Raw genomic sequence first — 18,016 nt, forward strand, 5'->3', positions numbered from 1 at the left:
CTCGGTTCGCTATTCCCGCAGGCCAAATTCGCGCATTACCTGTTCGCACCAGCGGTCCAGGCGCTCGTCACTGAGGTCGAACTCGTTTTCCTCATCGAGGGCCAGGCCCACAAACTGGCTGCCATCCTCGGTGAGCCCTTTGGAGGCCTCGAACTCATAGCCCTCCGCGGGCCAGTAACCGACGGCGCGGGCGCCCAGGCTGACGAGCTGGGCGTGCAGGTAACCGAGGGCGTCCTGGAACCACTGCGGGTAACCCTCCTGGTCTCCGAGCCCGTACAGCGCCACTGTCTTGCCGGACAGGTCCAGCTCGGCCAGCTGATCCCAGATGTTCTCCCAGTCCTCCTGAAGCTCTCCGTAATCCCAGGTAGGGATACCGAAAATGAGGAAATCGTATTGCTGTGCCAGGGCGATATCGTCTTCCGCCACATTGTGGAGGTCGATCCACTCCTGGCCGATACGATCGCGGATCTTTTCCGCTGCCATCTCGGTATAGCAAGTGCTGGAACCGTAAAAGAGTCCGATGGGTGCGAGCATAGGTTTAGGTAACTGGTAATTCTTCTGGGGTTACTGGGGCTTGGCGCCGGCAAAGTCCAGCTGGCGCCAGGCTTCATAGACGACCACGGCCACCGCATTGGACAGGTTCATGCTACGGCTGTCCGGGCGCATCGGAATGCGCAGGGTATGTTCCTCGCCGAGCAGGTCGAGAAATTCCTGGGGCAGTCCGCGGGTTTCCGGGCCGAAGACAATCGCGTCTCCGGGATGGTAGGTAACGGCGGCATGGCTGCGCGTGCCGCGGGTGGACAGGGCCAGTACCCGTTGGGGTTGCTCCGTCTCGACAAAGGCGGCCCAGTCCCGGTGCCGCTTGACCGGGCTGTACTCGGCATAGTCGAGGCCGGCCCTCCGCAGGCGCTTGTCATCCATCGCGAACCCCAGGGGTTCGATCAGGTGCAGCTCCGCGCCGGTATTGGCACACAGGCGGATGATATTGCCGGTGTTGGGCGCGATTTCCGGTTGGTAGAGTACGATTTTGAACATGCCGTCCGCAGGATTGCCCGGTCGGGTCGTCTTCAGTTGGAGGCGCCGGAGCGCCTGCTGTATGCGGCGCGGATTATTCCACAGTTAGGTGGTGGAAGCGATTTCCTCGCAGTCGATCTCCACGCCCAGCTCGTCGGCGATGGCATCCAGCTCTTCCTGGAGTCCCTCCAGGTCCATGTTCTCTGACACGCTGATGGTACAGTTGGCAGTGAAGAGGGGCTCGCCGCTCCAGGGTGTGCTGTCGTAACCCGTATCCAGTTGCTCCAGGTTGAGCTCGCGGGCTGCGAGGGCGCGGGAAATCTCCCGTACGATACCGGGCCGATCGTTGCCGATCAGCTTCAGTTTGACGGTCTGCAGTTTGCCCGCCGCCACCGCACTGGCATCCTCGACCTGCAACCGGTAGCCCTGCGAGGCGAGCGCACTCAACCCGTCCTTCAATCCCTGGGCGTTCTCGCCCGCGACACTGACGCGCAGAATGCCGGCAAACTTGCCTGCAAAGTGCGCCATGCGACTGTCCTCCCAGTTGCCGCCGTTCTCTGCAACCACGGCGGAGAGTTTCTCCACCACGCCGGGCTTGTCGTCGCTGATCAGTGAGATAACGAGGTGCTGTTGCATGTGATATTCCTTTGCTGCAGAACAGGTTTACACTGCACTGCATTGTAGCCACTGCTGACGCTCCTGATAACAACTTAATGTCGCCGGGGAGAATGATCCGGTCGATGGAGCAGGAAGTAACTTAGGCAAGTTGTCGTAATCCTGACGTCCGTGGAGGCATTGAAAATTGTGTGGCACAGGGGCGTAACTTGAATGACGGACAGGAGCGTATGAAAGTACACGCAGATCTATGTGTGATCCCCATGGGCGTGGGGGTGTCGGTAGGAGAGTATATTGCTGAGTGCCAGCGGGTACTGTGTGAAGCCGGGCTCACTCATCACATGCATGCCTACGGTACCAATATCGAAGGCGAATGGGATGAGGTAATGGCGGCGATCAAGCAGTGTCACGAGCGGGTTCACGCACTTGGTGCTCCGCGCATCAGCACTACGCTCAAGTTGGGAACTCGTACAGATCGCTCGCAGTCTCTTCAGGATAAAATTGACAGCGTAGAATCGAAACTGGATCAATAACCAACAACTCTCAGGAGGGGGGTATTATGAAGCTGAAAAACGTAACAATGGGTCTGGCATCTGTAGCGCTGGTGCTGGCCGCTGCCGGTTGTAGCGAAAAAGAAAACACCGATGTGCAGGCGCCTGCGGTGGAGGACACACAGGCGCAGGACTCCATGGAGAGCAATGCGACTGATTCTGCTGTTGAAACTGGCAGCGAGGCCGCATCAGGGAAGGCTGATCAGGCAGGCTCTAGTGTCGATATGCTCGAGGCCGTGATTGCAGGGGATCACCGCACGGAGAAGTTTGCACAGCGGGATAAATTCCGCAATCCGGCTGAGACCCTCAGCTTCATCGGCGTTGAACCGGATATGACCGTTGTGGAAATTGCCCCCGGCGGCGGCTGGTACACCGAAATTCTCGCTCCCTACCTGAAGGAAGAGGGAACCTTTTACGCAGCTCATTTCCCGGCGGATAGTGAATCGAACTATTACCAGCGCTCCCTGAAAGCATTCAAGGAAAAGCTGGCCGCGGACCAGGAAAGCTACGGCAAGGTAATCCTGACCGAGTTTGACCCCGCCGCGGGCAGTGAAATCGCACCAGCTGGCAGCGCGGATGTGGTCGTCACCTTCCGCAACGTGCACAACTGGATGAATCAGGGTAATGAAGAGAATGCCTTCAAATCCTTTTATGCGGCACTGAAGCCCGGTGGCGTTCTCGGTGTTGTTGAGCATCGTGCGAAGCCCGGTACCAGCCGGGAAGATATGGTCAAGAGCGGCTATGTCACCCAGGAGCATGTTATCGAGTTGGCTCAGCAGGCGGGCTTTGAGCTGGAAGAAACCAGCGAGATCAATGCCAACCCGCAAGACACCGCAGATCATCCCAAGGGTGTCTGGACCCTGCCGCCCTCCCTGCGTCTGGGTGAGGAGGACAAGGACAAGTATCTCGCTATTGGTGAAAGCGACCGCATGACCCTGCGCTTCCGCAAGCCGGCCGATGCGGCCAGCGCCGACTGAGAGGGATGAGTCCGGGGTGGCCTGCGGTTAGAATGACGGTTTCTGACCAACGGCCACCCAGAGCAGTACCCGATGCGAATTCCCCATCATCAACTCGATCCCGATACCCTGCAGAACCTGCTTGAGGAGTATGCCACCCGGGACGGCACTGACTATGGCGAGCGGGAAGTGAGCCTTAGTGACAAGGTCGCCAGCCTGCGCCGCCAGCTCCAGTCCGGCGAGGTCGTGATCTGGTTTGAGCCGGGGGAGGAGTCCGTCAACCTGGTACTGGCAGAGGACCTGGCCGGTCATGAGTGAATGGCTGGTCGATCGCCCCACGGGTGAGCCCCGGGCTCGCTTCCTTTTTGCCCATGGGGCCGGTGCGCCGATGGACAGCGATTTTATGTCGGCGCTCGCCGGGACTGTCTCGGCGCAGGGTATCGAAGTGGTTCGCTTCGAGTTTCCCTATATGCAGGAGCGGCGGCAGTCCGGCAAGCGCCGTCCCCCGAACCCCATGCCCCAGCTCCAGAAAGCATTCGCAGCGCAGATCGATCACTGGCTCTCGCAGGAGGATGGGTTGCCGTTGTTTATCGGTGGAAAGTCCATGGGAGGGCGGGTTGCCAGCCTGTTGGCGGATGCGCGTTTTGCGGCTGGGCAATTGTATGGGCTGGTCTGCCTCGGTTACCCCTTTCATCCGCGAGGCAAGCCGGAGCGGCTGCGTACGGAGCACCTGGCGGATCTCCAGTGTCCGGCGCTGGTCGTGCAGGGCACAAGAGACCCACTGGGAAATGCCGAGGAAGTTGCCGGCTACGGTCTGTCGGAGAGTATCTCAGTGGTCTGGCTGGAAGATGGCGATCACGATTTCAAGCCCCGCAAGGCCAGTGGTTTTACCCTCGAGGGCCACTGGCAGGCAGCCGCAAAGCATGTCGCTGAGTTTATTCAGAAGCAGCTTCGAGGATCGTGATACGCTCGTCTTCTTTGAGCATGGGTTTCAGCAGGGCCATCTGTCCGCGGCGCTCTTCACTGGTATACCAGTGCTCCCAGTGCAGGTCTGACTGCCATTTGGACAGGGTAAAGCGGCGCAGCGGGTTTTCCTTGGCGGTGTAGGTCTGCCCTTCGATGAAGCCCACGGTGCGGTAGGCGTGGTTCAGTAACTTGCGCGCCGCCTGCTCGTAGTTGGACTGCATGTCGGGAGCGATTTCCCGCTCGATCAAAACGTAAATCATCTTTTACTCTTCAGTCACCTAATGACCAGATTCTAGCGCGGAGTGTCGGCCCGGTGAGGGGCAATTTGGCCGCGGAATCCGGGAAATTTGCAGGTGACGATTTAAGGCAATTGCCCGAAAATAGCCCCATGAAATCAGAACACACCCTCGATGCCCGCGGCCTGCTGTGCCCGGAACCCGTCATGATGTTACACGCGGCAGTGCGCAAAGTCGCGCCGGGTGAAGTGCTGCAGATGCTCGCTACAGATCCCTCGACCCAGCGGGACGTCCCCAAGTTCTGCCAGTTTCTCGGCTATGAACTGGTGGATCACCGAGAGGAAGAGAGCGAGTTCGTCTACTGGATCAGGAAGGCAGAAGCCTGAAAGCTTTGATGCGGGCGGGGATCTACCCCGCCCGCTACAGTTGATGTCGTTGGCGTTGAGGCGTCAGGGAGCGGTAACCAGCGCCGCGATGGCTGCGAGTGCCTCCGGGTCCTCTGACTTTATCTTGTTGGCAATATGGTGCTGGAAGAAGTAGCGGAATTCCCGCGCCTCCTGGGCCGGATACAGGCAAAGGTCTCCAGGTAGTACCGGTGTCGTTTCCACATGGTCGTGGTCGATCAGCATACCGTGGATCTCGCCGCTGGCATGGAGCCGCCAGCTCACCACCTCGGTCAGAGTCAGGTTCTCCCGGCCCTCGTCCATAAATACCGCATGGGTACCAATGGTGTCGGGAATTTCCTGCAGCACCTCATCGGCCTTGCTGCTCTCGTACTCGAAGTATTCTGCCGCAGTCTCCAGCTCGACGATTTTGTGGATGGGTGGCTCTTGGAAAATTTCCTCGATGCCCGGGTCGTAGTACCCCTCAAAACGCCCGTCGAGAGGATCCTTGATTTCGGGGCAGGGGACGATGGAGTTGAGCCAGGGGACGAGTCCTACAACCTCGCCATTGGCACGCAGGCCCCAGCACAGCACTTTAAGGCTGTAGAGATCGGTTCCGCTGGAGCTATTGGAGTAGAGCATTTCCAAGCCGTCTAGCTCCGGCGACAGGCGGATAAAGCGTCTGCTCGCTGAAGTTTCGATTGGCTCGCCGGTGAAGAGGTCAACCACATTGCTGTAGCGGTGGTCGGTCATGGAGCACCTCCTTGCAGGGCCGGTTGTGGTGCAGGAGGGCGTTGTGCTGCTTATTCCCCCCTGGGGGAACCGGGTTGCAGGGCAGGGGCCCTTTTCCGGCGTCCCTGTGTCTAAAGGTATATGTTGCCCCCCCGAAATACAACACGGGATTTTGCCGCATTTGGGGACAATGTCCTGTAGTTGGGTATCGGGTGACAGCGCCCTTGGTTGCACTCCCGGGGGCCATTGTTATAGTTCGCGCCTTCCGCCCTTGTGAAAGAACCGCTATTAGCCCCGGAGTCTCTCTTGCCAAGCCTGTCCAGTGCCGCTGAATTGGCGACTGAAATCGAGATTGCAGACAGGATCTGTGCCGTGTTCGATCGCTGCTTTTCCGCTCGTGAGGGCCTGGATACGCGGCTGTGCGGCGGCCACCCGGAGCCATTCTACCGGCCTGCAGGGGAGGAGTATTCCTATCACCGGGTCGAATTCACTCTGGACTATCCGGCCAGTGCCCTGCACGAGGCCGCCCACTGGTGTGTGGCCGGCGCCGCGCGGCGCCAACAGCCGGACTACGGGTACTGGTATGCCCCGGATGGTCGCACGGAGGCGCAGCAGCAGCTGTTCGAACAGGTAGAGGTGAAGCCCCAGGCCATGGAGTGGATCTTCTCCCGGGCCTGCGGCCTCCGCTTTCGCGTCAGCGCCGACAACCTGGCGCAGGGCCTGGGGCCGAGCGATGCCTTCAAGGCCGCTATCTTCGAGCAGGTGCAGACCTATTGCCGGCAGGGCCTGCCGGATCGTGCCGGGAAGTTCGCCAGCGCCCTGGCAGTGGAGTTCGGTCGGCCACAGCCACTCAGTGAGCGACTCTATCAGCTGGCGGACCTGTCATGACGGGTAAAGAGCCAGCAGTGCACAATGGCCCTACCCCGTATAGGACAACCCCTTTCCTGGTGGATGCCTCGGTCTATATCTTCCGCTATTACTTTGCCCTGCCACCCAACTGGGAGAGCCGCAGCGGCTACCCTACCGAGGCGGTCTACGGCTTCACCAACTTCCTGCTGGACCTGTTGCGCAGGCGCCCATCCCACATTGCCTGCGCCTTTGATGAGTCGCTTGGTAGTTGTTTTCGCAACGAGCTCTACCCGGACTACAAATGCAGCCGCGCTTTCCCCGATGAAGCCCTGGCGTTTCAGTTGGCCGCCTGTCGCGCTATGGCGGAAGCGTTGGGTATCGCCAGTTTTGCCAGTGAGCGGTTTGAGGCCGATGACATCCTGGCAACCCTGACTCGACTCTTGCGTGACTGTCGGCCCGTGGTCATCAGCCGGGACAAGGATCTAGGCCAGCTGCTCGATCGGGGTGCGGTTTCCCTTTGGGATTTCGCCGCAGATCGCCATACCGACGGCGAGGGGGTACGTGCCCGTTTTGGTGTAGCACCGCGTCAGATTGCCGACTTTCTTGCCCTGGTGGGTGACAGTAGCGATGACATCCCCGGTGTTCCCGGGGTTGGGCCCAAGACCGCCGCGGCACTGCTGCAGCATTTTGATTCGGTGGAAGCCCTGCTGGCGCACCCTGCTACCGTGGCAGATTTGGCAATTCGTGGGGCAAAGGGGCTTGCCCGCAAGCTTGAAGAGCACGCAGAGCAGATCCTGCTGGCTAAAAGGCTTGCCAGTCTCGAGGAAACTGTGCCGCTCGGTGTCGAGCCTGAAGCATTGCGATGGGCTGCACCGGACTTGGGGATGGCGCAGGCTCTCGCCGATGAATTCGGCATCGGTGGGCTCAAGTCTAAAATCGAACGAACATTTGCGGCGCGAATCGAACAACCGGCGGAGGGAGCGTGAGAGAAGGCAAGATCAGGATTGTGGCCGACGAGAATATCCCGGCGGTTGAACACTACTTTGGCGACCTGGGCAGCGTCCGCCGGTTGCCCGGTCGCACGATGTCGCGGGAGCAGCTGCTGGACGCGGATGTTCTGCTGGTACGCTCGGTGACGCCGGTTAACCGCGAGCTGCTCGAGGGTACCCCGGTGGGGTTCGTCGGCAGCTGCACCATCGGCACGGATCACCTGGACACACAGTGGCTCGACAGGCAGGGGATACCCTGGAGTGCGGCACCCGGCTGTAATGCCAATTCAGTGGTCGAATACGTTTTCTGTGCGCTTGCAGCATTGGGGCGCGACTGGCGCGGGCAGCGCTTTGGCATCGTCGGTTGCGGCAATGTCGGCGGCTCGCTGCAGCAGCGGCTGCACGGGCTGGGCATCGAGTGCCGGGTGTACGATCCCTGGCTTCCCGAGAACCCGGATGCCGCTGACCTGGACGAGGTGATGTCCCAGGATGTGGTCTGTCTGCACGCGCCGCTGGTGAAGGGTGGTCCCCATCCCAGCCTGCATATGATTGATGCCGAGCGCCTTGCCGGTATGAAAGACGGCGCAGTACTGATCAGCGCCGGCCGCGGTGCGGTGGTGGACAACAGTGCATTGCTGGCGCTCCTCGAAAGTGGCAAGCCGCTGACTACGGTGCTGGATGTCTGGGAGAATGAGCCGGATATCGATACGGCGCTGTTATCCAGGGTGGATATCGGCACGCCACATATTGCCGGTTACAGTCACGACGGCAAACTCGCCGGAACACGGATGGTGCGTGAGGCGCTCTCCAATGCGCTGGGTTTGCCCCCGGTCGTCGCTGACAGCGCCTTCCAGGGACAGATTCATTCTCTGATCCCATCTGCTGCTGCAAAGGACTCGGATGGCGAATTTGCCACGATGGCAGATTTGCTGCTGCAGATGTACGACCCCCGGGGCGATGATCGTCGCCTCCGCGCGGCGGCCAACGCAGAGTTGAACCTCGCTCAGGGGTTTGATCGTCTGCGGCGGGAATACCCGCGTCGTCTGGAGTTTTCTCATTACCGCGGCGAGGGTGGTGACCTCGCCGCCGAATCCCGCCGGCAACTGGAAATACTGGGGCTCAAGTGGAACTGAAGAAACTCGGTCTGATCATCAATCCATGGGCCGGTATCGGTGGCCCGGCAGGGCTCAAGGGCAGTGACGGTGTCGAGACCGTGCGCAGAGCGTTGGAGTCGGGCATTGAACCCCGTGCGCAACAGCGTGCAAGCGTTGCCCTCGAGGCGCTGCGTGATTTTCAGGATCGGGTGGAGGTTCTCTGCTTCGGCGGCAACATGGGTGAAGACGTGGCTCGTGCCGCCGGCTTTGCTGTAACCGTCGTCGGAGAAGCGGAAAGCAATCCGTCGACCCCTGCGGACACCGAGCGCGCAGCCAGTGTGATCCGCGCTGCCGGTGCCGACCTGATCGTGTTTGTCGGTGGTGACGGCACCGCCCGCAATATGGTCAATGCACTCGGCCCCGAGTTTCCGGTACTGGGCATCCCCGCCGGAGTAAAAATGCACTCCGCCTGTTTTGCAATTTCCCCCGGGGCGGCAGGGGAGGTCCTGCGGCGCCTGCTCGCGGGCGAGCTGGTGGACCTGCGCGAGCATGAGGTGCGGGATATCGATGAGAAATCTTTCCGTGAGGGGAGGGTAAGTACCCGCTACTACGGGGAACTGTTGGTGCCGGAAGAGGGTCACTTTGTGCAGGCGGTGAAAAATGCCGGTCGCGAAGTGGAAGAGTTGGCGGTGGCCGATATCGCCGCCGAGGTGGTCGAGGATATCGAGCCGGAAACCCTCTACGTGGTCGGGCCCGGTTCCACCACTTTGGCGGTGCTGAATGAGCTGGGCTGCGATGGCACCCTGCTGGGGGTGGATCTGTTGCAAGACGGCGAACTGATCGCAAGCGATGTCAGCGCACGGGATATCGAGGCGGCGTTGGCGCAGCACGAGGGGCCGGCAAAAATCATCCTCACTGCCATCGGTGGTCAGGGGCACCTCATTGGTCGCGGCAACCAGCAGTTCTCACCGGCAGTCTTGCGCGCTGTGGGCCGCGAGAACCTGATCGTAGTCGCCACCAAGACGAAAATAACCGAGCTTGGTGGCAGGCCGTTACTCGTGGATAGTGGCGATGCCGATCTGGACCGCGAGTGGAGCGGGTTTATCCCGGTGATCACCGGTTATCGCGATGCGATCCTGTACCCACTGAGTAACGGCGATTTGTAACAGTTTGCAGTTGGAAGTAGTCATGAACTGGAAGGCCCTGCTGGAGCAGGTTGAAAAAAAACTCGCAGAGGGCGGCACTGATAGCCGTCGTTTCTTTCACGGCCGCGGCCGATGCTACGAGGGACTGGAGCAGGTCTGCGTAGACAGCTTTTACCCCGCGATTCTGGTGACGTTTTTTGAGCCCCATGAGGGTGAAGACGAGCTGTGCCGACAGATCTGGGAGATGGCCGGGCCCTCGGGCTACACCGGTGTGGCGGCCCAGCGCCGCTACCTGCAGGGTGCTCCGGTGGAGTGGCTGGCCGGAAAGCCCGTGCCGGCACCGATTGCCCGTCGTGGCGAGCTGAAATTTCCGCTGACCTTCGCCCGCCAGAATGTGGGTTTTTTCCTGGATATCGAACCCGGCCGCCGCTGGCTGGAACAGCAGGTGAAGGCGCGAGCTGGCTCGCAAGAGCGGCTGAAAATGCTCAACCTGTTTGCCTTTACCTGCGCGTTTTCCGCGGTCGCCCGGGCCGCCGGGGAACTGGAGGTGGTGAATATCGATGTGAACCGCGGTGTGCTGAACCGGGGCCGGGAAAATCACCTGTCCAACAATCTGCCCCTGAAGGGTATCAAGTTTTTGCAGCTTGATGCACTGCGGGAATTCAATCGCTTTGACCGTCGCGGGCCCTTCCAGCTGGCCATCGTGGATCCGCCCACGCGCCAGAAAGGGCGCTTCGATGTGAGCGAAAACTACGAGAAATTGCTGCAGCTGCTACCGGCCTGCCTGGCGCCCGGTGCCGACCTGCTGATGGTGCTGAATTCGCCGAGTCATAGCGAGGCGCATTTCCGCGAAGTAATCGAGAATGCGGACAATCGCTACCGCGTGATCGAGCGTTTACCGCAGAGTCCCGACTTCCCCGACCGAGACCCGGATGCGGCACTGAAAATGCTGCATGTGCGCTTCGAGGGCTAACACTGCATAGCTGCCCAGATGTGCTTATTGAGGGGCTGCGCTCAGAACTGCAGGCAGGGCGCCCCCGGTGCTTTGCCGCCATCCAGCTCTTATCGGGGGGCGGGGAAGTAGTACTGCTGTGGCTTTGGTCGAGGTAGTGAGGCTGCCAACGCTGTTCTTGGATGGAAGCGTGCTACCGCCAAAATTTCCAGCTGCATGACATGGTCAGGCAGTAAGCGCCGGCTGCCGGTCGACGCGCGCCTGTTTCATCAGTTGCACCACCAATGCCTCCAGCTGGGGAGAAGAGCCATTTCTCACCGCTTCGTTCAAACGGTGGGCATTACTGATGCCCTTGTCGTCCCGGCTCACCAATAGCAGGAAACTGTGATGGGTGAGGGCGGCCTCCTCAATGGCCTCCTGGCGCACCAGTTGTGAAAACTGGATATAGCCTGATTCGCGAAGCCAGGTCATGGCGCCGAGGCAGGCCAGGTGGCGGGGCGAGTGCAGGCCGAACTCGTCCGGCGAATCCGGCCCGGCAATATCCTCAACGTAAACGGTTGTAGGTGCCGGAAAACTGCCGAACAGGGCTAGCAGGATACGTCCGGCATCGCGGTAGAAATCGTGAATATGTAAATCGTCGAGCATGGTATTCCGTCGGTTCAGGCGGAGTAGCGTTCTAAGAAGGCGCCCAGTCTTTCGATAGAGTGGGAGAGTTCATCGGCGCGCGGCAGGAAGACGATGCGCAGATGATCCGGTGCATCCCAATGGAATGCGGTGCCCTGCACCAGCAGGATTTTCTCCTCGCGCAAGAAGTCCAGCACCAGTTGCTCATCGTCGCGGATCTTGTGTTGGTCAAGATGCAGGCGCGGGAACAGGTAAATGGCTCCCTCCGGCTTTACGCAGCTCACGCCGGGAATCTCGTTCAGCATCCGATGTGCAAGATCCCTCTGCTGGCGCAGGCGCCCGCCGGGCAGCACCAGGTCCTGGATACTCTGGTAGCCACCGAGGGCAGTCTGCACCGCGAACATGGCGGGCACATTGCCGCACAGACGCATGGAAGCGAGAATTTCCATCCCCTCCAGAAAGCCTTTCGCGCGCTGTTTGGCCCCGCTGACAACCATCCAACCGGAGCGGAATCCCGCCAGGCGGTAGGATTTGGACAACCCGTTGAAGCTCAGGCAGAGAACATCCTTGGCCAGTCGGCCCATAGGGACGAATTCGGCATCGTCGTACAGGATTTTGCTGTAAATCTCATCGGCGAAGATCACCAGGTCGTTCTGCCTGGCCACTTCCACGATCTGTTCCAGCAGATCCCGGGGGTAGACGGCACCGGTGGGGTTGTTCGGGTTGATGACTACGATCCCGCGGGTGCGCGGCGTGATCTTCGATTTGATATCGTCAATGTCCGGCAACCAGCCCGCCTGCTCGTCACAGCGGTAGAGCACCGGGTTGGCGCCAGTGAGGTTGGTGGCCGCCGTCCAGAGTGGGTAGTTGGGCATGGGCAGGAGCAGCTCGTCGCCGGTATTGAGCAGCGCCTGGGTGGCCATGGAGATGAGTTCGGAGACGCCGTTACCCAGATAGATATCGTCGATATCCACCCCCTCAATGCCCAGGGTCTGGCATTCCTGCATAATGGCCTTACGCGCCGCAAACAGGCCCTTGGACTCGACATAGCCCTGCGCCTCAGCCAGATTGTGAATAACGTCCTGGATGATTTCGTCTGGCGCATTGAAGCCGAATGGGGCCGGATTGCCGATGTTGAGTTTGAGAATACGGTGGCCTTCCTCCTCCATGCGGGAGGCTTGCTCCATCACCGGGCCGCGTATTTCATAGCAGACGCCGTGAAGCTTTTCCGACTTGAGTATGTCCTTCATGGTATGGCGGTAACCCTCGGAGGCGTTAACTGCGTACAAAGCCGAAGGTGGCTCCTACAGCATAGCGATTTGGAGGATGGAGTATGTCAAAAGAAAAAGACGATAACTACTGGCGCGACAAGCTGACTCCGGAAGAATTTCACGTTTGTCGCGAGGCGGGTACAGAGCGCCCCTTCTCTGGCGAGTACTGGGATTGCTTTGAGGAGGGCACCTATCGTTGCCGTTGCTGTGGTGAACCCCTGTTTCACTCCGGGTCAAAGTTCGATGCCGGTTGTGGCTGGCCCAGTTTTGATGCGGAGGTGGCTCCGGGAGTGGTGGCCGAGCGGCCGGACAATAGCCTCGGAATGCAGCGAATTGAGATACTCTGTGCCAAATGTGAGAGTCACCTGGGGCACGTGTTTCCGGATGGCCCGACAGAAACCGGATTGCGCTATTGCGTCAATTCTCTGTCGGTGAAACTGGATCAGGACGAGAGCAACGAAAACAGCCAGGACGGCGAGGGAAACGAGGGAGATAAAGAATGAGAAACAGGCACTGGAGCCGCTGGCTCTACCGGGTGCAATGGTTGCTGCTGACAGTGATCTTCCTGGCGGCGGTCGCGTTGAGGCTGGAGCTCCTCCATTTCCGCACCGTATTCAAGATATTTCAGTATGCGGGCCTGGCTGCTATTGGTGTGGCCCTGATCAGCATCCTGGTCTTTATCTGGGGTCTGGTGAAACGCCATGCGGATGCCCGCCGGGCAGCGATGTGGGGCACTTTGCTGGGGTTGCTGCCGGTGGCCGTGCCGCTGCTGACGGTGGGGCCGGACAATTTTGATGTGCCGCCAATTCACGATATCTCCACGGATCTCGGTAATCCGCCGGAATACCGCGCTGTACTCTCCATCAGGGATCCTGACGATAACAGTGCCGAGTACGACGGCGAAGAAGTGGCCAGGCAGCAGCGGGAAGCGGACATCTACGCGGATATCCAGCCGCTGATGGTGGCGTTGCCGGTAGAGCAGGCCACAGCCCTGGCGGCCAAGGTAGCCGAGGACATGGGTTGGCGAATTCTCGACCGCGACGATAAAGCCGGTCACCTGGAAGCAGTGGATCGAACGCTGTTGCTCGGATTCAGTGACGATGTAGTCGTGCGGGTCACGGCAACTGAGGATGGTTCGAGGGTCGATGTGCGCTCCAGCTCCCGTGTCGGTATCAGCGACCTGGGCAAGAACGCTGAGCGTATCCGTGCGTTTCTATCCGATCTGGAGGCCCGCGTACGGCAGGTGGGCAAGGGCGCATGAGCGCCGCTGTAACGATAGTGGGGAATCGGGTAAGTGCCTGACTATAAAAGAAAAAAATAAGTAAAAAGTTGAGTTGAAGGTGTTGACAGGTTCCCGGGTGCTACATAGAATGCGCCCCACTTCTGACGCAGAGCGGATCTTTAAGACGCCAAGCGACGCCGAAGAAGTTGATCTGGGTCCCCTTCGTCTAGAGGCCTAGGACACCGCCCTTTCACGGCGGTAACAGGGGTTCGACTCCCCTAGGGGACGCCACTGCGGGAATAGCTCAGTTGGTAGAGCGCAACCTTGCCAAGGTTGAGGTCGCCGGTTCGAACCCGGTTTCCCGCTCCAAATTCTTCGTGCCGATCCGGTTTCATCCGCTTCGTTACGAACGCCGAGGGGTAACCCGAGGCAATGCCACGGCAGTGTGGCAGCTGTGGATCGAAAGATCCGTGCAAGTTTTCTGTCCCCATCGTCTAGAGGCCTAGGACACCGCCCTTTCACGGCGGTAACAGGGGTTCGACTCCCCTTGGGGATGCCAATGCAGCGGGGTTGCTCAGGCAGCTTCGCGACATAGGATCGCGGGAATAGCTCAGTTGGTAGAGCGCAACCTTGCCAAGGTTGAGGTCGCCGGTTCGAACCCGGTTTCCCGCTCCAAACTTGAAGCCGCTCGGTTGAGCGGCTTTTTTAGTGCGAACCGGCTTACCGGTGCTGCGCTGAATGCCAAGGGGTAACCCGAGGTGATGCCACAGCAGTGTGGTAGCAACTGATCGCAAGATCGGTGCAAGTTTTAGGTCCCCATCGTCTAGAGGCCTAGGACACCGCCCTTTCACGGCGGTAACAGGGGTTCGACTCCCCTTGGGGATGCCAATGCTGCGGGGTTGCTCAGGCAATCCTGCGACACAGGATCGCGGGAATAGCTCAGTTGGTAGAGCGCAACCTTGCCAAGGTTGAGGTCGCCAGTTCGAACCTGGTTTCCCGCTCCAAATAAAAAAGCCGCTCTTATGAGCGGCTTTTTTATTTTCAGCTTTTCATTTTTCCTCTCTCTATTCTTGATTGCCGTCGATCTGGCCGTGCTACCGCGGGTATCTGTTTGTAGCTGTCGCGCTGTCGTGCCTGAGGCTTCCTGCGCCCGCCTATACTTAGCCCCGAAATTCAGTCGCGCGTGCTCCCCGCGGAGGGCATGGGCTTGTTGGCAGGGAGGCAGATTGCAAATAGTGGGAAGGAAGGTGGCAATCGCCATGCGTGTCCTGGTGACCTGTTTGGCGCTCATATGCTCTGCCTGTTCATATATGGCGCCGCAGGTGGAACCGCTCGCCAAATGGAACCCTGAGCATAACGCCGAGGTGCGGCGGATGCTGATGGGGGATCGCTCACAAGATATTGCGATCCTGCTGGCATTCTCCGGCGGGGGGACCCGGGCTGCGGCGCTCTCATACGGCGTAATGAAGGAGCTGCAGAGCACGGCGGTACACACGGCCCGTGGCGAGCGCACGATGCTGGCGGAAGTGGACATGATTTCCTCGGTGTCCGGCGGCAGCTTCACCGCCGCGTATTACGGCGTCTATGGACAGGGGATTTTTAAAGATTTCGAGGAGCGCTTTCTTCGCACAGATATTCAGGGGGCTTTGCTCAGCCAGACGTTGAGTCCGTCAAACTGGCGCCGGCTCGCCAGCCCCAGGTTCGGGCGAGCAGATCTGGCAGCGGAATACTATGACCAGATCCTGTTCGGTGGAGCACCCCTGTCTGCCATGGAGTGGCCGGGTGCGCCCTGGATCGTGATCAACAGTACCGACCTGACCACGGGCATGCGAGTGCCCTTCGTGCAGGAGATGTTCGATCTTTTATGTATCGATATTGGCGAGTATCCGGTCTCGAGAGCCGTCGCAGCGTCCTCGGGAGTGCCCATCGTTTTCTCGCCGATTGCGGCGGAGAATCATGCCGGCACTTGTGATTTTCGCCCGCCGGAATGGATCGATATGGCACTGGCGCAGGATCAGCTGACTTCGCAAAAAATTGTCGCGCGCAACCTGAAAGGCTACCTGGATCGCGAGCGCCGTCCCTGGCTGCATCTGGTGGATGGGGGCATCTCAGACAATCTGGGGTTACGCAGTTATTACCGCACTTTAACGGTGACGGCGGACCCTGCTAACCCCAGGTATCTGTTACCGCACCTGAATGCACAGCACGTGCTGGTGGTGTTGGTCAATGCCAATGCCCACCCTCATCATGAGTGGGCAAGGACTCAGGATTCGCCTCCGCTGCTTGAGGTGGCTGGTAGTGTCACTGGCAGCCAGATTACCCACGCGAGTGACGATACTATCCTCCTCACTCGCAAGACGTTTGAGAGCTGGGTAGAGAAAAATAACTCCACCGAGCGCCCGGTAAGCTTTCACTTTGTCGAGGTAAGCTTTGACCGGATCGAGGACAAGAGTGATCGGGAGTTCCTGAACAATATCAGTACCTCGTTTCGTTTGACCGATGAAGAGGTGGATCGCCTGATTGCTGCCGGACAGGAAGTTCTGTCCCAGTCCAGCGTTTACCAGGATTTCGTACGGTTGATTCAGGGGGCAGATTGAGCGGTGGGCATTTGGGGCCATTAGGCCAGTAATCTCCCCACGGTTTGTCCGGTTGCAATATGTGGGGTAAGGGCGTTGAATATGCGGCCTCAAACCCGGGAGGAAGAGATGACAGCAGCGCTCTCCATTAGCAATCTGCAGAAAACCTACGACAACGGTTTCCAGGCACTGAAAGGCATCAGCTTCGATGTCCAGCCCGGGGACTTCTTCGCTCTGTTAGGCCCGAACGGTGCCGGCAAGTCCACCACCATCGGCATCATCTGCTCGCTGGTCCGCAAGACAGGCGGAAGTGTGTCCATCTTCGGGGTGGATATCGACAAGGATTTCGCCGCTGCCAAGCAGATGCTGGGCGTGGTGCCGCAGGAGTTCAATTTCAGCCAGTTTGAGAAGGTCTACGACATCGTCTGTACCCAGGGGGGCTTTTACGGCATGCCCCGCAAACTGGCCGAGGAGCGCACCGAGAAGTATCTCAAGCAGCTGGGACTGTGGGACAAGCGCAGCACCCAGGCGCGTATGCTCTCCGGCGGCATGAAGCGTCGCCTGATGATCGCCCGTGCACTGATTCATGAGCCGAAGCTGCTGATCCTCGATGAGCCCACCGCCGGGGTGGATATCGAGCTGCGTCGCTCCATGTGGACCTTCCTGGAGGAGATCAACCGCCAGGGCACCACCATTATCCTGACTACCCATTACCTGGAGGAGGCTGAAAGCCTGTGCCGCAATATCGCCATCATCGACAAGGGCGAAATTGTTGAGAATACCTCCATCAAGTCACTGCTGAAGACCCTGAACAAGGAGGTGTTTATTCTCGATGTGCGCGATCCCTTGAGCGATTGCCCGGATCTGGGCGACTTTGAAGGCCGCCTGCGGGATGAGCACAGTCTGGAGGTCACCATCGAGAAAGGACAGTCGCTGAACACCCTGTTCAGTAGGCTCGAAGAGCAGGGGGTTGCGGTGGTCAGCATGCGTAACCGCGCCAACCGGCTGGAGGAGCTCTTTGTCTCGCTGTTGGCTGATGCCAAGAAAGAGGGGGGCGAGTGATGAGCCTGGATATTCTCTGGACCGCATTTACTACTATCTTCCGCCGCGAGGTGCGTCGGTTCACCCGGATCTGGCCGCAGACGCTGGTGCCGCCGGTGATCACCATGTCCCTGTATTTTGTGATCTTCGGCTCCCTGATTGGCCGCCGCATCGGCGAGATGGGGGGCTTTTCCTATATGGAGTTTGTGGTACCGGGCCTGATCATGATGGCGGTGATCACCAATTCCTATTCGAATGTGGCGTCCTCTTTTTACAGTGCCAAGTTCCAACGGAATGTCGAGGAATTGCTGGTCGCGCCGATCCCCAACTGGGTCATCATGGCAGGCTATGTGCTCGGCGGCGTTGCCCGGGGCCTGATTGTGGGCTTCGTCGTGACGATTATCGCTCTGCTGTTTACTTCGCTGGAAGTGCAGCATCTGGGCCTGACTATCGCCATCGTGTTTATGGCGGCAGTGCTGTTTTCCCTGGCGGGTTTTATCAACGCGATCTTCGCCAATAGCTTCGATGATATTTCCATCATCCCGACCTTTGTGCTGACGCCGCTCACTTATCTCGGCGGAGTGTTTTACTCCATCGAACTGTTATCACCATTCTGGCAGGGGCTCTCCAAGCTCAATCCGGTGCTCTACATGGTGAATGCCTTCCGCTACGGCGTGCTCGGTGTCTCCGACATCAACGTGGGCTGGGCATTCGCCGGTGTCATTGTATTTATTGCACTGCTGTTTAGCTGGGGCCTGCACCTGATGAGCCGCGGCAAGCGGCTGCGCCACTGAGAAGTA

22 protein-coding genes and 6 tRNA genes are annotated in these 18,016 nt (G+C 59.4%); 21 read left to right on the forward strand and 7 right to left on the reverse strand.

The genetic code is table 11. The annotated features are described in order from the left end of the window. Positions 1 to 9 precede the first annotated feature (9 nt). The 3 genes from fldB to AUP74_RS10495 form a co-directional block, all read right to left on the reverse strand. Positions 10 to 534, reverse strand: a complete 525-nt coding sequence (fldB, locus tag AUP74_RS10485; RefSeq protein ID WP_069947530.1) for a flavodoxin FldB — start codon at positions 532 to 534, stop codon at positions 10 to 12. A 30-nt stretch (positions 535 to 564) separates the two neighbouring features. Further along, complete coding sequence (gene trmL / locus AUP74_RS10490; protein WP_069947531.1) at positions 565 to 1,035, reverse strand: tRNA (uridine(34)/cytosine(34)/5-carboxymethylaminomethyluridine(34)-2'-O)-methyltransferase TrmL; 471 nt, start codon at positions 1,033 to 1,035, stop codon at positions 565 to 567. Between the two features lie 84 nt (positions 1,036 to 1,119). Then, positions 1,120 to 1,650 carry a glycine cleavage system transcriptional repressor gene (locus AUP74_RS10495; RefSeq protein ID WP_069947532.1) on the reverse strand — a complete coding sequence of 177 codons (531 nt, stop codon included), beginning with the start codon at positions 1,648 to 1,650 and terminating at the stop codon, positions 1,120 to 1,122. A 209-nt stretch (positions 1,651 to 1,859) separates the two neighbouring features. Between AUP74_RS10495 and AUP74_RS10500 the strand changes: the two genes are divergently transcribed. The 4 genes from AUP74_RS10500 to AUP74_RS10515 all read left to right on the forward strand — a co-directional run bounded on the left by AUP74_RS10500 (position 1,860) and on the right by AUP74_RS10515 (position 4,100). Next, on the forward strand, positions 1,860 to 2,162 hold the full coding sequence (locus AUP74_RS10500; RefSeq protein ID WP_069947533.1) for an MTH1187 family thiamine-binding protein: 303 nt from the start codon (positions 1,860 to 1,862) through the stop codon (positions 2,160 to 2,162). A 26-nt stretch (positions 2,163 to 2,188) separates the two neighbouring features. Then, a complete protein-coding gene (locus AUP74_RS10505) occupies positions 2,189 to 3,157 on the forward strand; it encodes a class I SAM-dependent methyltransferase (protein ID WP_145924375.1) in 969 nt (322 codons plus the stop codon). Between the two features lie 72 nt (positions 3,158 to 3,229). After that, positions 3,230 to 3,454, forward strand: a complete 225-nt coding sequence (locus AUP74_RS10510; protein WP_069947534.1) for a YheU family protein — start codon at positions 3,230 to 3,232, stop codon at positions 3,452 to 3,454. After that, a complete protein-coding gene (locus AUP74_RS10515; protein WP_069947535.1) occupies positions 3,447 to 4,100 on the forward strand; it encodes an alpha/beta family hydrolase in 654 nt (217 codons plus the stop codon). The genes AUP74_RS10510 and AUP74_RS10515 overlap by 8 nt, the downstream gene beginning before the upstream one ends. On the opposite strand, the gene AUP74_RS10520 is transcribed toward AUP74_RS10515, so the two are convergent. After that, positions 4,072 to 4,362, reverse strand: a complete 291-nt coding sequence (locus tag AUP74_RS10520; RefSeq protein WP_069947536.1) for an antibiotic biosynthesis monooxygenase family protein — start codon at positions 4,360 to 4,362, stop codon at positions 4,072 to 4,074. The genes AUP74_RS10515 and AUP74_RS10520 overlap by 29 nt on opposite strands. A gap of 128 nt (positions 4,363 to 4,490) precedes the next feature. Here AUP74_RS10520 and tusA point away from each other — a divergent pair, with 128 nt between their 5' ends. Beyond that, positions 4,491 to 4,724 carry a sulfurtransferase TusA gene (gene tusA / locus AUP74_RS10525; RefSeq protein ID WP_069947537.1) on the forward strand — a complete coding sequence of 78 codons (234 nt, stop codon included), beginning with the start codon at positions 4,491 to 4,493 and terminating at the stop codon, positions 4,722 to 4,724. Positions 4,725 to 4,787: 63 nt separating this feature from the next. On the opposite strand, the gene AUP74_RS10530 is transcribed toward tusA, so the two are convergent. Continuing rightward, entirely contained in the window at positions 4,788 to 5,474 is a 687-nt protein-coding gene (locus AUP74_RS10530; protein ID WP_069947538.1) for a hypothetical protein, read from the reverse strand. 285 nt (positions 5,475 to 5,759) lie between these two features. On the opposite strand from AUP74_RS10530, the gene AUP74_RS10535 reads away from it, so the two are divergent. From AUP74_RS10535 to AUP74_RS10555, 5 genes are read left to right on the forward strand one after another with little or no spacing between them, the layout of a single operon-like run. Beyond that, positions 5,760 to 6,341 (forward strand): elongation factor P hydroxylase, encoded by a 582-nt coding sequence (locus AUP74_RS10535; protein ID WP_226999761.1) that lies wholly within the window; start codon positions 5,760 to 5,762, stop codon positions 6,339 to 6,341. After that, positions 6,338 to 7,288, forward strand: a complete 951-nt coding sequence (locus AUP74_RS10540; protein WP_069947539.1) for a 5'-3' exonuclease — start codon at positions 6,338 to 6,340, stop codon at positions 7,286 to 7,288. The genes AUP74_RS10535 and AUP74_RS10540 overlap by 4 nt, the downstream gene beginning before the upstream one ends. Then, complete coding sequence (locus tag AUP74_RS10545; protein WP_226999762.1) at positions 7,285 to 8,424, forward strand: 4-phosphoerythronate dehydrogenase; 1,140 nt, start codon at positions 7,285 to 7,287, stop codon at positions 8,422 to 8,424. The genes AUP74_RS10540 and AUP74_RS10545 overlap by 4 nt, the downstream gene beginning before the upstream one ends. Continuing rightward, complete coding sequence (locus AUP74_RS10550) at positions 8,415 to 9,551, forward strand: ATP-NAD kinase family protein (protein ID WP_083260925.1); 1,137 nt, start codon at positions 8,415 to 8,417, stop codon at positions 9,549 to 9,551. Before AUP74_RS10545 ends, AUP74_RS10550 begins: the two co-directional genes overlap by 10 nt. A 22-nt stretch (positions 9,552 to 9,573) precedes the next feature. Continuing rightward, positions 9,574 to 10,503 carry a class I SAM-dependent methyltransferase gene (locus AUP74_RS10555; protein WP_069947540.1) on the forward strand — a complete coding sequence of 310 codons (930 nt, stop codon included), beginning with the start codon at positions 9,574 to 9,576 and terminating at the stop codon, positions 10,501 to 10,503. 204 nt (positions 10,504 to 10,707) lie between these two features. On the opposite strand, the gene AUP74_RS10560 is transcribed toward AUP74_RS10555, so the two are convergent. Both AUP74_RS10560 and AUP74_RS10565 read right to left on the reverse strand, forming a co-directional pair. Then, on the reverse strand, positions 10,708 to 11,127 hold the full coding sequence (locus AUP74_RS10560) for a hypothetical protein (protein ID WP_069947541.1): 420 nt from the start codon (positions 11,125 to 11,127) through the stop codon (positions 10,708 to 10,710). 14 nt (positions 11,128 to 11,141) lie between these two features. Beyond that, positions 11,142 to 12,356: a pyridoxal phosphate-dependent aminotransferase gene (locus AUP74_RS10565; protein WP_069947542.1), complete on the reverse strand. Its 1,215-nt coding sequence runs from the start codon at positions 12,354 to 12,356 to the stop codon at positions 11,142 to 11,144. A gap of 83 nt (positions 12,357 to 12,439) precedes the next feature. Between AUP74_RS10565 and msrB the strand changes: the two genes are divergently transcribed. From msrB to AUP74_RS10620, 11 genes are all read left to right on the forward strand, one after another. Next, on the forward strand, positions 12,440 to 12,880 hold the full coding sequence (gene msrB, locus AUP74_RS10570; RefSeq protein ID WP_069947543.1) for a peptide-methionine (R)-S-oxide reductase MsrB: 441 nt from the start codon (positions 12,440 to 12,442) through the stop codon (positions 12,878 to 12,880). Next, positions 12,877 to 13,638 (forward strand): DUF1499 domain-containing protein, encoded by a 762-nt coding sequence (locus tag AUP74_RS10575; RefSeq protein ID WP_069947544.1) that lies wholly within the window; start codon positions 12,877 to 12,879, stop codon positions 13,636 to 13,638. Before msrB ends, AUP74_RS10575 begins: the two co-directional genes overlap by 4 nt. A gap of 176 nt (positions 13,639 to 13,814) precedes the next feature. Further along, a tRNA-Glu gene (locus tag AUP74_RS10580) sits at positions 13,815 to 13,890 on the forward strand. Positions 13,891 to 13,892: 2 nt separating this feature from the next. Next, a tRNA-Gly gene (locus AUP74_RS10585) sits at positions 13,893 to 13,968 on the forward strand. Positions 13,969 to 14,082: 114 nt separating this feature from the next. Beyond that, a tRNA-Glu gene (locus AUP74_RS10590) sits at positions 14,083 to 14,158 on the forward strand. A 40-nt stretch (positions 14,159 to 14,198) separates the two neighbouring features. After that, positions 14,199 to 14,274, forward strand: a tRNA-Gly gene (locus AUP74_RS10595). 137 nt (positions 14,275 to 14,411) lie between these two features. Next, positions 14,412 to 14,487, forward strand: a tRNA-Glu gene (locus AUP74_RS10600). A 40-nt stretch (positions 14,488 to 14,527) separates the two neighbouring features. Next, positions 14,528 to 14,603: transfer RNA gene (locus AUP74_RS10605), tRNA-Gly, on the forward strand. A gap of 276 nt (positions 14,604 to 14,879) precedes the next feature. Beyond that, a complete protein-coding gene (locus AUP74_RS10610) occupies positions 14,880 to 16,196 on the forward strand; it encodes a patatin-like phospholipase family protein (RefSeq protein ID WP_158514562.1) in 1,317 nt (438 codons plus the stop codon). 108 nt (positions 16,197 to 16,304) lie between these two features. Further along, positions 16,305 to 17,237, forward strand: a complete 933-nt coding sequence (locus AUP74_RS10615) for an ABC transporter ATP-binding protein (RefSeq protein WP_069947546.1) — start codon at positions 16,305 to 16,307, stop codon at positions 17,235 to 17,237. After that, positions 17,237 to 18,010 (forward strand): ABC transporter permease, encoded by a 774-nt coding sequence (locus AUP74_RS10620; protein WP_069947547.1) that lies wholly within the window; start codon positions 17,237 to 17,239, stop codon positions 18,008 to 18,010. The genes AUP74_RS10615 and AUP74_RS10620 overlap by 1 nt, the downstream gene beginning before the upstream one ends. The last annotated feature ends 6 nt before the right edge of the window (positions 18,011 to 18,016 follow it).

Origin of the sequence: Microbulbifer aggregans (genome assembly GCF_001750105.1) — a bacterium.
Classification (GTDB): Bacteria; Pseudomonadota; Gammaproteobacteria; order Pseudomonadales; family Cellvibrionaceae; genus Microbulbifer; species Microbulbifer aggregans.

Bases quoted from the DNA above. Each gene is read 5' to 3' on its own strand.
- AUP74_RS10505 (WP_145924375.1), top strand. From the start codon at position 2,189: ATGAAGCTGAAAAACGTAACAATGGGTCTGGCATCTGTAGCGCTGGTG.
- AUP74_RS10500 (WP_069947533.1), top strand. From the start codon at position 1,860: ATGAAAGTACACGCAGATCTATGTGTGATCCCCATGGGCGTGGGGGTG.
- AUP74_RS10540 (WP_069947539.1), top strand. From the start codon at position 6,338: ATGACGGGTAAAGAGCCAGCAGTGCACAATGGCCCTACCCCGTATAGG.
- AUP74_RS10530 (WP_069947538.1), bottom strand. From the start codon at position 5,474: ATGACCGACCACCGCTACAGCAATGTGGTTGACCTCTTCACCGGCGAG.
- AUP74_RS10495 (WP_069947532.1), bottom strand. From the start codon at position 1,650: ATGCAACAGCACCTCGTTATCTCACTGATCAGCGACGACAAGCCCGGC.
- AUP74_RS10555 (WP_069947540.1), top strand. From the start codon at position 9,574: ATGAACTGGAAGGCCCTGCTGGAGCAGGTTGAAAAAAAACTCGCAGAG.
- AUP74_RS10520 (WP_069947536.1), bottom strand. From the start codon at position 4,362: ATGATTTACGTTTTGATCGAGCGGGAAATCGCTCCCGACATGCAGTCC.
- msrB (WP_069947543.1), top strand. From the start codon at position 12,440: ATGTCAAAAGAAAAAGACGATAACTACTGGCGCGACAAGCTGACTCCG.
- trmL (WP_069947531.1), bottom strand. From the start codon at position 1,035: ATGTTCAAAATCGTACTCTACCAACCGGAAATCGCGCCCAACACCGGC.
- AUP74_RS10560 (WP_069947541.1), bottom strand. From the start codon at position 11,127: ATGCTCGACGATTTACATATTCACGATTTCTACCGCGATGCCGGACGT.
- tusA (WP_069947537.1), top strand. From the start codon at position 4,491: ATGAAATCAGAACACACCCTCGATGCCCGCGGCCTGCTGTGCCCGGAA.
- AUP74_RS10510 (WP_069947534.1), top strand. From the start codon at position 3,230: ATGCGAATTCCCCATCATCAACTCGATCCCGATACCCTGCAGAACCTG.
- AUP74_RS10620 (WP_069947547.1), top strand. From the start codon at position 17,237: ATGAGCCTGGATATTCTCTGGACCGCATTTACTACTATCTTCCGCCGC.
- AUP74_RS10515 (WP_069947535.1), top strand. From the start codon at position 3,447: ATGAGTGAATGGCTGGTCGATCGCCCCACGGGTGAGCCCCGGGCTCGC.
- AUP74_RS10575 (WP_069947544.1), top strand. From the start codon at position 12,877: ATGAGAAACAGGCACTGGAGCCGCTGGCTCTACCGGGTGCAATGGTTG.
- AUP74_RS10565 (WP_069947542.1), bottom strand. From the start codon at position 12,356: ATGAAGGACATACTCAAGTCGGAAAAGCTTCACGGCGTCTGCTATGAA.
- AUP74_RS10615 (WP_069947546.1), top strand. From the start codon at position 16,305: ATGACAGCAGCGCTCTCCATTAGCAATCTGCAGAAAACCTACGACAAC.
- fldB (WP_069947530.1), bottom strand. From the start codon at position 534: ATGCTCGCACCCATCGGACTCTTTTACGGTTCCAGCACTTGCTATACC.